This window comes from Neobacillus rhizosphaerae (assembly GCF_937468385.1).
GTDB lineage: Bacteria > Bacillota > Bacilli > Bacillales > Cytobacillaceae > Neobacillus > Neobacillus rhizosphaerae.
Window position 1 is genome coordinate 34138 of the sequence record NZ_CALBWS010000020.1, and the last position, 12159, is coordinate 46296.

8 protein-coding genes and 1 pseudogene are annotated in these 12159 nt (G+C 38.9%); 7 read left to right on the forward strand and 2 right to left on the reverse strand.

Going from position 1 to position 12159, the window contains the following annotated elements; genetic code table 11:
• Positions 1-315 precede the first annotated feature (315 nt).
• Both M5A78_RS15010 and M5A78_RS15015 read right to left on the reverse strand, forming a co-directional pair.
• Entirely contained in the window at positions 316-1236 is a 921-nt protein-coding gene (locus tag M5A78_RS15010; RefSeq protein ID WP_248736091.1) for a DsbA family protein, read from the reverse strand.
• Positions 1237-1253: 17 nt separating this feature from the next.
• Positions 1254-1568 (reverse strand): winged helix-turn-helix transcriptional regulator, encoded by a 315-nt coding sequence (locus tag M5A78_RS15015; RefSeq protein WP_248736092.1) that lies wholly within the window; start codon positions 1566-1568, stop codon positions 1254-1256.
• Positions 1569-1749: 181 nt separating this feature from the next.
• Here M5A78_RS15015 and M5A78_RS15020 point away from each other — a divergent pair.
• The 7 genes and pseudogenes from M5A78_RS15020 to M5A78_RS15050 form a co-directional block, all read left to right on the forward strand.
• Positions 1750-1995: pseudogene (locus M5A78_RS15020) on the forward strand (CoA-transferase); the annotation flags it as partial.
• A 319-nt stretch (positions 1996-2314) separates the two neighbouring features.
• The gene (locus tag M5A78_RS15025; RefSeq protein ID WP_319942301.1) at positions 2315-3871 is read left to right on the forward strand and encodes a response regulator transcription factor; all 1557 of its coding nucleotides are present in this window, start codon (positions 2315-2317) and stop codon (positions 3869-3871) included.
• Positions 3872-3886: 15 nt separating this feature from the next.
• Positions 3887-5659: a sensor histidine kinase gene (locus M5A78_RS15030; protein ID WP_248736094.1), complete on the forward strand. Its 1773-nt coding sequence runs from the start codon at positions 3887-3889 to the stop codon at positions 5657-5659.
• 183 nt (positions 5660-5842) lie between these two features.
• The gene (locus M5A78_RS15035; protein ID WP_248736095.1) at positions 5843-7132 is read left to right on the forward strand and encodes an ABC transporter substrate-binding protein; all 1290 of its coding nucleotides are present in this window, start codon (positions 5843-5845) and stop codon (positions 7130-7132) included.
• 189 nt (positions 7133-7321) lie between these two features.
• Complete coding sequence (locus M5A78_RS15040) at positions 7322-8218, forward strand: carbohydrate ABC transporter permease (protein WP_248736133.1); 897 nt, start codon at positions 7322-7324, stop codon at positions 8216-8218.
• Positions 8211-9035 (forward strand): carbohydrate ABC transporter permease, encoded by an 825-nt coding sequence (locus tag M5A78_RS15045; protein ID WP_248736096.1) that lies wholly within the window; start codon positions 8211-8213, stop codon positions 9033-9035. Before M5A78_RS15040 ends, M5A78_RS15045 begins: the two co-directional genes overlap by 8 nt.
• A gap of 38 nt (positions 9036-9073) precedes the next feature.
• The gene (locus M5A78_RS15050) at positions 9074-12112 is read left to right on the forward strand and encodes a glycoside hydrolase family 2 TIM barrel-domain containing protein (protein ID WP_248736134.1); all 3039 of its coding nucleotides are present in this window, start codon (positions 9074-9076) and stop codon (positions 12110-12112) included.
• Positions 12113-12159: the final 47 nt, after the last annotated feature.

Genomic DNA, 12159 nt, shown 5'->3' on the forward strand with positions numbered 1-12159 from the left:
TGTTTTGAAGTAGAAAACAAAGAAAAGATACCAAATTCTGTTCCAAAATAACATAGAAACATTATAATTTTATAAGAAATAGCATCAGATTTAAGGTCATTCTAGGAAAAAGTAAATACACTAAACTGTCGGAAAAGGATTCTAAAACATTATATGAAAGCATTACAGACAAAAAGCTCGGTGACTGAACTGAGCTTTTTGTTTGTTATAAATAATAACAACTTTAGCATGGAATTTACTATATAAATTAACGTAAGACCAATGGCTATTGTATACCTACCAATTCCTCGCTGTTTATTTTATTACGTCTTTATTCTATTTTTTAACGATATATGTTTCTCCAAGAATTTCGCTGAGTTCGTAATCGGCGGATGAAAGACCTTTATGGATAAAAGAACTAACTTGATTTTGTTCAAGGTCATACAGTACTTCGATTTCTTTTGAGAACAATAATCCTTCTTTTTCAAGGAGGTTTTTAAGTGAAGGACGTGTTTGTGCTTGTAAAGGTTCAGTTGTTCCTAGTACCTGTTCTAGTCCCTTTAGATAGGATTCCAGTGGACGGGCTCCGACGATTTTGACGCCTTTTTTCTCCTCGTTCACCATGATGATGGTTGGAAAACCGCGCACACCAAGGCTTCTGGCAAGTTCAAAATCTTGATCTAAAAGCTCGTGTCCATCTGAAAGTCCAGATTCTCTGATAACTTGCTCCCCGTCCAGGCCTAATTGATTGACGAGGTTAATCAATACCTGTTCATCCCCAATGTTGTGGTTAAAGGCAAAAACCGCCTCACGAGCACGGCGCAAAAAGGTCATTGCCAGCTGCTCATCCTTTTGCTGAATTATTTTAAACACTCGGGAGGGGGGATAGGATGACTGAACAGGATTATCATGCCATAATGAGCCATCAATTGGCATGCGGGAATGTTCCCCAACTTCTCTCCAATGACCAGCCACATCTGAAGGTCTGCCTATGCCATTCGCTACGTCAGCAAAACCTTCCCAGCTTTGCAGCAATCCACCCATCACCGTATGCAAGTCAAAATAATGTCCATACTGTTCTTCAAATTTGCGCAATACGGGTTCAAGCGCCCAGCAGTGGGAGCAGATTGGGTCTGTTACATAATAAAGAGTAATCTTTTTTTGAAGTAGATTTAAATCAATTGTCTCCATTACATCTTCTCCCGCTTCACCGCACACACCGGTTTCTAAGTCGCAAACCATTTTGTTGTTTGTCATGAAGTTTCCTCTTTTCTTTAAAATTCTTTATAGTCTTGAGCCCATTTCTGAATCGGTTCAAGTGCAGCAGTTAATGTTTTTCCCTTTTCCGTTAATTCATAAGAAATCGTTACAGGAGATCCGGTTATTACATTTTTTTTAATTAATCCAAACTCAACTAGCTCAGATAGTTTGATTGAAAGGGCTCTAGGAGTAATATCTGGAAGGTCACGTTTTATTTCAGAAAAGTGGGCGCTGCCATTTGGACTGATGGATAAATAATGAATGATTAATCCATTCCATTTTTTACCTAGAATTTCGAATGAATATTGAAGATATGGACAAATTTCCAATATATCAACCTCCTTTATATTCTTAAGTATAACAAGTATAAAAAATATATCAAATATAAAAAGTATACTATTGATTTTAAGTAAACCTATCCCTTTTTATTTATTGGCACAAATATTGCATAAAAAATAAGTGTGAGGACCAATAACTAATATTTTCAGGAGGTGCTTTTAAGTGAATAAAATGATTTCAATGGAGGAAGTCTCATCGCTGTTTACAGATGGAATGACCATTATGGCAGGGGGATTTATGGGGGTAGGTACACCACAAGCGCTTGTATCTGCTCTGCTTGAAGCAGACGTAAAGGAAATTACCTTGATTGCAAATGACGCCGCTTTCATAGAAAAAGGCGTAGGGCCTTTGATTGTAAACAAACGGGTGAAGAAAGTAATTGCTTCCCACATCGGAACAAATCCAGAAACAGGCAGGCTATGAGAAATGTAAATTGTATGATATTAAATAGTGGAAATTGAACCACTTACTTAAGCCAAGAGAAACCTTTGATCGAGAATAAATTACTTCGGTGAGTGGAGAGAGAAATTGGTTAATGGCAAAAGTGAAATAGCCTTTAAAGTGAAATCGACACCGGTAACCCACACTGAGTGTCTTTTTTATGAGTTTTAATTTCTATTTTGAAGAGGTGGTTAAAGCATGGTAATATATTTAAAACGCTTTCAAAAGGGATATAATAATATAAAATATAATGAGAGATTTTAATATTTACATGTCACCATTTGGAGGGATTGCTTTGACAGTTGGGGAACTATGCAGAACACTTATCGTTGACGATGAAATGTTAATCAGACAAGGGATAAAGCACTATCTCGATTGGGAGCAGGAAGGATTTTTAATTGTTGGTGAAGCGGCGAATGGTCAAGAAGCTCTTGAATTAATCGAGGCGGTCAATCCACATATTATCATTACTGATATCGTTATGCCTATCATGGATGGGGAAGAATTAACGAGAATTGTGAAGGAAAGATATCCTCAAATTGAGATGATTATCCTTAGTAGTTTTGGTGAATTCGATTATGTACGATCCACCTTTCAAAGTGGTGTCGTTGATTATATATTAAAGCCAAAACTCGATGCAAAAAGCCTATTAAAAGTGTTAAAGAAAGCTGCTAGCAGAATTTCATCGTTTCAAACGATTGACAAGAATTTAGAGGCTTCTCTCTCTACTGGGCAATTGATTAATAAGTTGATTTCAGGGTATGAGGTCAATTATGAAAGGGAGTCAATATCCAAAGATTTTCCTTATAGCCATTATTGTTTATTAGGGATAGATATAAGGAATCATCCATCTAAAGATAGGACTGAATTTTCATTTGCGATTAACGAGAAAGTAGAAGAGACAATATATCTTCACCTAAGCAGGGCTGCTTATTTTTCCTTTACTACTGACAAGAATATCATCGCATACCTTTTTAATGTAGATAGGGATAAAATGACAGAGCTAATAACTCTAACCAAACAATTAGCTGAATCCGTTCCTGGTATTGGATTCGCTTTGACAGAGGAATATGAAGACTTCTGTCAAATAGAAAACATCTACAAAACAAGTTTATTAAAACTACTAGACTATCGATTTTATTTTCCTGACCGACAGTTAATAATGAAGCAGGAACTGCCTAAGCTGCCACCCAAGACCGTCCCCTTTCATTTGGATTGGTTTACAGGTGAATTAAAGCGTAAACACTTTGATTCTGCCTTCAGCTATTTACAGGACCATGTGCTTGCAATATCTAAATGTTATACGATGGATGTCTTTGAATATAAAGCTTTTTTTGGCAACATTATTTTTAATACCACCATTCTCTTAGGTAATATGGAGTGCGATGTCAAAGAATTAGAAAATGCCAAATACACTTATTTTAAGGCGATGGATGAAGCATGTTCAGCCAAAGATGCTGTCGTTCTACTGGAACAATTTATAGAAGAAGCAAATAAATGCATATTCTCTTTGCAAAATCAGCCAGATAATCTAAATATGAAGAAGCTAATGGAATACATTATGGACCATTATGCAGATCCACTTACCCTTACAGAGGTGGCGAAGCATTTTCATTTTAATCCATCCTACTTTTCTACCTATTTTTCAGCTCATAATAAGGAAGGGTTTATTGAATATTTGAATAGAATTCGAATCGAAGAGGCAATTAAACTACTCATAAAGGGGACAGTGTCCATCTCCGAAATCAGCGCAATGGTCGGTTACTCGGATCATAGTTATTTTTGTAAAGTATTTAAAAAAATAAATGGATTGTCTCCTAGCCAATATAGAAGAAAACATAATTTGAGATAAGAGATGGTAGAGAATATGAGATTCATTCCCGATCGTTTTAAACATAATGGCTTGTTTATCGTGATGTTCTTCATTACGGTTATGATGATTATCACGGTTTCCGTCACTATCACGTGGACGACGATTCGCATGTCTGAGCAATTCTTCATTAAAAAATTTAGCATAACGAACTCAAAAGTGATGAATCAAGTAAAAGAAAGTTTTGAGTCACTTAATTACTCAGTTGTCATTGCTTCAAACAATCTCCTTTCAAGCGGAAATATCAGAAGAGTTCTTACAGAGGAGGAATCCAATGCCGAGAAAATGAACTCTTTTTTTTATATGAGTCAACAAATGAAGCACATCAAATCCAATTTGGATGCCTATGAGATTGAAATTGTTGTGGCGGGAAGGAACGGGGTCAACTACGCAACAGAGCGTAATTACTGGCCAATCTCAGATGAAGAGTTGAGGAAAAGTGTCATTACCCGCAATACCCTTGAAGAACCTAAAAGGCTCATGTATCAATATGATCATCGTAACAATCAAATCACTGGTTTGGGGGATGGCAATGTCATTGTTGCGTCAAGGGCGTTAATGGACCGTATTTCAGGAAAGGTATACGGATCTTTGTATTTCGCTATCCAAGAAAGTGAAATTAGAAAATTTTATTCAAGTTATACAAGCCCTGGTAATAATGTTTACGTTTTAGACAAGACTGGAGTTATTGTTTCTAGTAATCAAGGAAAGCTCATCGGAAAAAAAGCAGACAATTTTCTTAGCTATGCTTCTGGAATGAAAAACAATTCACATAAATATATCATTAAAAATTTTATGGGCAAAGAGCAGATTATTTTAATGGAATATCTTCCATCTTTTGATATGTATCTGTTCAACGTCATTGACAAACAGACAGCCATTGGCGATTTAATCAACAAAAAGGAGATTGTTCTCATCTCTATAGGTATTGTTTTGGTTGCACTAGTTATTGTGTTCCTAGCTTCAAGAAGATTGACGAATTCCTTATCGAGGCTGGTAAAGCAAATAGCTAATGCCTCAAAGTATGATTTTCACCAGTATGTTTGTGAAACGGATACTTATGAAACGAGACAAATCGGAAATGCCATTAACTCCATGCTCGATGAGCTGCATGAGTATGTAGATAAACTCGTTTTAGCCCAAAAGCAACAGCGAAATGCAGAACTCGCAGCATTGCAACAGCAAATTAATCCTCACTTCCTTTATAATACCTTGACCTCGATTAAATTCATGGTGCTACAAGGGGGAAAGGAAGATACGGAGGCCACCATAAATGCGTTGATTTCCTTGCTTCAAAATACAATTGGTAATGTCAGTGAAACGGTTTCGGTTAAGCAGGAACTAGATAATTTAAAAAATTACGTCTTCATTAATCAAAAACGATATGGTAACCGAATTAAAGTAAACTATTTTGTTGCTCAGGATTGTGAAGAACATCAAATCCCAAAACTGCTCCTGCAACCATTTATGGAAAATTCATTCTTTCATGGCTTCAATCATAAGCCTGAAGGGTATATTAATGTCCTCGTTTGGCAGGAGGGTGACAATTTGATTTGTGAAGTGGTGGATAACGGGGATGGGATGGAAGGTTCATTAGAAAGTAATCTCCCTCATACAAAGCGAAAACAACAGCTTTTCTCTGGTATTGGTGTAAAGAATGTACATGAGCGCATTCAGCTTATTTATGGTGAACCGTATGGTGTGACGATTTCAAGTAAGCTGGGAGAAGGGACAAAGGTTCGAATCTATCTTCCTATTAAGGAAATATAAAAATTATCATAAAATCTAAAAATAATCCAAATCATCAAAATGGAATCGTGTTCATTTTATAAAAATAGTACAATCCTTTAAAAATATCGTCCTAACAGATAAGTTCAAGCAGGTGCTAACATAATACTTGTAGGCTAGATAGCGCTTACAATATCACATAAAATGTGCTTGGGGGGAATCTCAATGAAAAAAGTATTGGCACTATTTTTAGTAAGTATACTGCTGTTATCTGCTTGTTCTTCCGGATCAAAAGAGAAAGCAAATTCGGGCAATGCAAAAGATACGAAGGAAATAACAGTATGGGCTTGGGACCCGAATTTTAACATTAAAGCAATGAATTTAGCAAAAGAAGCCTATAAGTCTGAAAATCCAGACCTTAAAATTAAAATTGTTGAAAATGCTCAAGCTGATATTGTCCAAAAACTAAACACCAGCTTAAGCTCTGGTACCACTAAAGGGTTACCTAATATTGTTTTAATTGAAGATTATCGTGCACAAAGTTTCTTAAAAGCATATCCGGATATGTTCCAGGAATTAACGGGTTCTTTTAAAGCAGCTGATTTTGCTCCATATAAATTAGCTCCTACGAGCCTTGATGGTAAAAACTATGGACTGCCATTCGATACTGGAGTTACGGGCCTGTATGTTAGAACGGATTATTTGGAAAAGGCAGGCTACAAAGTAGCGGATTTAAAAGATATTGACTGGAAGAAGTATATTGAAATTGGTAAAAAAGTAAAAGAAGCAACAGGTAAACAAATGCTGACTCTAGATCCAAAAGACCTAGGTCTTATTCGGATGATGATTCAGACTAGTGGTTCATGGTATTTGAAGAAAGATGGAGTTACACCTGACATAGCAGGCAATGCGGCTTTAAAGGAAGCATTCAAAACATACAAGGAGATTTTAGATGCAGATTTAGTAAAACCTGTATCTGACTGGAGCCAGTTTGTGGCCGGCTTTAACAGTGGAGATGTTGCCACGGTCCCTACAGGTAACTGGATTACTCCGTCAATAAAGTCTGAAGCATCACAAGCAGGTAAGTGGGCAGTTGTAGCGATGCCAAAACAAACTGGAATTAATGGATCGGTTAACGCCTCTAACCTAGGCGGAAGCTCTTGGTATGTTCTAAACATCCCAGGAAAAGAAAAAGCGATGGATTTCCTTGCGAAAACTTTTGGTTCCAATGTTGATTTTTATCAGACCTTGAATAAGGAAATGGGGGCTATCGGTACTTACAAACCAGCAGCAGAAGGTGAAGCATATAAGGCTGCCGACGAATTCTTTGGAGGCCAGAAAATCATTTCTGATTTCGCAAGCTGGACAGAGCAAATTCCTCAAGTTAACTATGGAATGCATACCTATGCGATTGAGGACATTATAGCTGTAGGAATGCAAGATTACCTTAAAGGTAAAGACATTGATAAGGTGTTAGCAGACGCTCAGAAACAAGCCGAAGAACAAATTAAATAGCCTATTAAGAAAACAACGATGACATCTAATATAAAAACATAAGAAAGTAAGCCTTGGGAATTCGCCGGCTTCTCCTATTCGATTTAACGGAGCTATCTGATGTGTCAGGCGAGTACTTCCAAGGCTCTTTTCTTTTATTAGCAAGATAAGGAGTTGAATGGTGTGATCCCAGCAAAAGCAAACCAGAACCTGCAAACAACAAAATCAGGGCGAAAAATTCGCGTGAAAAACGCTGCCATAGGATGGTCCTTTGTCATAATCGCCACCGTTATGATCTGCTTGTTTTATTTCTATCCTATGGTTCAGGCCCTTATATTATCTTTTCAATCAGGAACTGGCACTAATCTAACCTTTACAGGTATCGATAATTATGCACGTTTATTTAAAGATCCAACGTTCATAACTACAGTAAAAAATACCGTGATTTATCTTGTCATTCAAGTACCAGTGATGATTTTACTGGCCTTGTTTCTTTCTGTTTTATTGAATAATAAAACATTGAAGCTAAAGGGAGTATTTCGAACAGCGATCTTTTTACCATGTGTAACATCTCTGGTTGCCTATTCGGTTATTTTCAAATATTTGTTTGGTCAGGATGGCATTATTAACATTATGTTAATGAAAGTTTCCTTTATTTCGGAACCAATTCAATGGTTAACAGATCCATTTTGGGCGAAAATAGCGATTATTATTGCCATTACATGGCGCTGGACTGGCTATAATATGATCTTCTATTTATCAGCGCTGCAAAACGTGGATGAATCTATTTATGAAGCAGCAAAAATAGATGGTGCTTCGTCTTTTCAGCAATTTTTCAAGATTACAATCCCGATGCTGAAACCAATTATCTTATTTACATCCATTACCTCTACCATCGGTACGCTTCAGTTGTTTGATGAAGTTATGAATATTACGAAGGGTGGACCGGGCAATTCGACAATGACGATTTCCCAGTACATTTACAATCTATCGTTTAAATATACCCCTGACTTTGGCTATGCAGCGACTGTTTCTTATGCCATTGTAATTATGATCATCATCTTCTCTATTATACAGTTCAAAGTAGCAGGTGATAAAAATGAGTAAATTCAAACAAATATTCAGCTATTCCGTCCTTATCCTGGCATCCGTTATCTCTATTTTTCCATTCCTTTGGATGATTGTAAGTTCAACGAATAAGTCAGTCGATGTGACGAAGGGAAGGCTATTGCCTGGAAGTCATTTTATGCAAAACTTAACCAATTTGTTGGATACCGTGGATGTTGTATCTGCTTTAATAAATTCAGCAAAAATTTCGATTATCACAACAGTGGTTGCCATGCTTATCGCCTCTTTGGCTGGTTATGGATTTGAGATTTTCAAAAGCAAGTCCAAGGATATCCTGTTTAACTTCCTGCTGCTTTCGATGATGATTCCATTTGCAGCCTTAATGGTTCCTTTGTTCCGGATGTTTGGATCCATTTCTCAAACGGTTTCGATGATTGGGATCGACACGCTGGCAGCAGTTATTTTACCGACTGTTACTACCGCATTTCTTATTTTTTTCTTTCGACAAAGCACAAAGATGTTTCCGAAGGAAATACTTGAAGCGGGTCGGATTGACGGATTAACTGAGTTAGGTGTTTTCTTCAGAATTTATGTTCCTACGATGAAGACAACCTATGCTGCAGCGGCAATTATAACGTTCATGTCCAGCTGGAACAGCTACTTGTGGCCACTTGTAGTGTTACAGTCTCCGGAGAAACAGACCATTCCACTGCTTATTTCCAATCTCGGTTCCAGTTATTCACCGGACTTTGGAGTTATTATGACAGCGATTGTGATTGCGACACTTCCGGCCGCGCTCCTATTTTTCATAATGCAAAAGCATTTTGTTGCCGGTATGATGGGGTCTGTGAAATAGTGGATCTTTGAAAAACGTAGATAGGAAGTGTAATAGTGATGACAACAATTCCAACAATAAACTGGCTTTCTGATCTTAAAGTGTTTGCAGTTAATCGGTTGCCTGCGCACTCAGACCACCATTATTACGAAACGATGGAGGAGGCAAGGAGTGCTGCTTCAATGAAAATGAGGCACGATTTGAATGGGAATTGGAAATTCAACTATAGTGTGAATCCAGATAGCCGCCCAGATCAATTTTACCAGCTTAATTACAATTGCTCAGGCTGGGAGAATATCTCAGTACCCGGACATATTCAGCTTCAAGGTTTTGGAAAGCCTCAATATGTGAATACGATGTATCCATGGGATGGACACAACGATATCCGTCCACCAGAAATTCCGATGGATTATAATCCGGTTGGAAGCTATGTGAGGATGTTTAACGTGCCTGATCCTATGCAAAATAAGCCCTTGTATATTTCCTTTCAAGGTGTGGAGTCAGCCTTTTATGTCTGGCTAAATGGGGAGTTCATCGGCTATAGCGAGGATTCTTTTACTCCAGCAGAGTTTGAGCTTACGCCTTTTTTAACTGAAGGGGAGAATAAGCTTGCGATTGAGGTCTTTCAGCGTAGTACTGGCAGCTGGCTTGAAGACCAGGATTTCTGGCGCTTCTCTGGTATTTTTCGGGATGTATATCTATTCACAGTACCTGAGATACATGTCTATGATGCCAATGTACGGGCAGAGTTGGATTCCACCTTATCGAAAGGGTCGCTTCAAGTAGACCTAAAGCTTTTGACAGCTGTTTCAGCTCCTACAAAAATAGTAGCTGAGCTTTACGATGCCCACGGTGGCTTGGTCGCGGCAACGGATGCAAGGCATGATGACGAAGGTTGGACACTTTCCATAGATGTGGATGGACCAGAGCTATGGAGTGCGGAAATTCCTTATTTGTATAAACTTTATCTTAAAATTTTCAACCAGTTTGGTAATCTCGTAGAGGTAATCCCGCAAAAGGTTGGCTTCAGACGTTTTGAAATAATAGATAAGATTATGAGATTAAACGGTGAACGCATTGTCTTTAGAGGTGTGAACCGCCACGAATTCAACTGCCGAAGAGGTCGCGCGATTACTAAGGAAGACATGCTGTGGGATATTAAAACGCTGAAGCGTAATAACATTAATGCCGTCCGTACTTCGCACTATCCGAATCAGAGCTATTGGTACGAATTGTGTGACGAATACGGTGTCTATGTTATCGATGAAATGAACCTGGAAACGCATGGGTCTTGGCAAAAGATGGGCGCAGTCGAGCCTTCCTGGAATATTCCCGGGAATAAACCGGAATGGCAAAATATTGTCACGGACAGGGCCATATCAATGTTTGAACGGGATAAAAATCACCCATCCATCCTGATTTGGTCGTGCGGAAATGAATCATATGCAGGTGAAGTGATTCGTAACGTTTCTCGTTATTTTAAGTCGGTCGACCCGAGCCGTCTTGTGCATTATGAGGGCGTATTCCATGCACGTGCTTATAACGACACAAGTGATATGGAAAGCCGAATGTATGCAAAACCTGCAGATATTGAAAAATATTTGAGTGAAAATCCTGACAAGCCATACATTAGCTGCGAGTATATGCACGCGATGGGAAATTCACTTGGTGGGATGTATAAGTACACGGATTTAGAGCAGAAATACCCAATGTATCAAGGCGGCTTCATTTGGGATTATATCGATCAATCGATTATTAAACAGGACCGGTACGGAAAAGAATTCTTAGCCTATGGGGGTGATTTTGACGACCGCCCTACAGATTACGGTTTCTGTACGAATGGCATTGTATATGCAAATCGAGAACTGTCGCCAAAGATGCAGGAAGTAAAGTACTTATATCAAAACCTTAAGCTGGTACCGGATCAGACCGGAGTTACGATTATTAACGATAACCTTTTCACTGATACAACTGATTATGATTTGGAGTACACTCTTTTTCTTGAGGGTGAGGAAATTTATCGGAATTTGGTTCATGTGGTTGTGGCACCGCAGAGTTCTGGACATGTTGAATTTGTGGTGCCAGCGGATATCATGAACGTACCCGGTGAGTATTGTATCCATACCGCTTTTAAACTAAAGGAAAACAAGCTTTGGGCCGATGTAGGGTATGAGATCGCGTTTGGTCAGTTTGTGTTTAAAGTCAACGGGATCCAGGAAGAAGCGGCGGCTACCATTGGAGATTTAAGAGTCGTAGAGGGTGACGTCAATATCGGTGTTCACGGCCGTGATTTCACTATCCTATTCTCGAAGCAGGTGGGAAGTCTAGTTTCGCTGAACTATGCGGGAAGAGAGATGATTGCCCTTCCTCCAGCTCCGTTGTTTTGGAGAGCAACGACCGATAATGATCGAGGCTATTCTCAAGGCTTCCGCTCAGGGATTTGGTATGCAGCCAGCCTTGCACGTCAATGTGTAGGGATTGACCTTGAAGAAGGAGTCGGTCAGGTATGTGTCAGCTTTACTTATAGCTTACCGATGAATACTGATGTCAAGGTGAAGATTAGTTATACCGTTTTTGCTGATGGCAGTGTGCGGGTGAAGTCAGTATATCATGGTGCAACGAATCTCCCGCAAATGCCTATTTTTGCAGTAACCTTTAAGGTTCCAGCTGATTATGATCAATTGGAATGGTATGCGTTAGGTCCGGAGGAGAATTACTCGGACCGCTCCAAGGGAGCAAGGCTTGGGATTTTTAGGAATCAAGTGTCTGACAATGTGTCCGGTTATGTGATGCCGCAAGAATCAGGCAGCCGTACCGGGGTCCGTCGGGTAAATCTGACGAACCGTGAGGGACAGGGGATGAAAATATCATCTGTTACTGAACCAGTAGAGTGCAATCTTTCGCCGTATACGGCTTTTGAATTAGAGAATGCTAATCATCATTACGAGCTTCCAAATGTACATTATACGGTTGTGACCGTTGCCGGCAAGCAGATGGGTGTAGGCGGAGACGATAGCTGGGGCGCACCGGTTCATGATGAACATCTCATTCATGCAGACCAAGAAATGGAATTTGAATTTATGATTCATAGAGTTTAATTATTTTTCAAGTTAAGAGTCTGACATATAGGCTCTTAACTTTGCTT

Excerpts from the sequence above, each read along its gene's own strand:
- M5A78_RS15045 (WP_248736096.1), top strand. The coding sequence starts at position 8,211 with ATGAGTAAATTCAAACAAATATTCAGCTATTCCGTCCTTATCCTGGCA.
- M5A78_RS15035 (WP_248736095.1), top strand. The coding sequence starts at position 5,843 with ATGAAAAAAGTATTGGCACTATTTTTAGTAAGTATACTGCTGTTATCT.
- M5A78_RS15030 (WP_248736094.1), top strand. The coding sequence starts at position 3,887 with ATGAGATTCATTCCCGATCGTTTTAAACATAATGGCTTGTTTATCGTG.
- M5A78_RS15050 (WP_248736134.1), top strand. The coding sequence starts at position 9,074 with ATGACAACAATTCCAACAATAAACTGGCTTTCTGATCTTAAAGTGTTT.
- M5A78_RS15010 (WP_248736091.1), bottom strand. The coding sequence starts at position 1,236 with ATGACAAACAACAAAATGGTTTGCGACTTAGAAACCGGTGTGTGCGGT.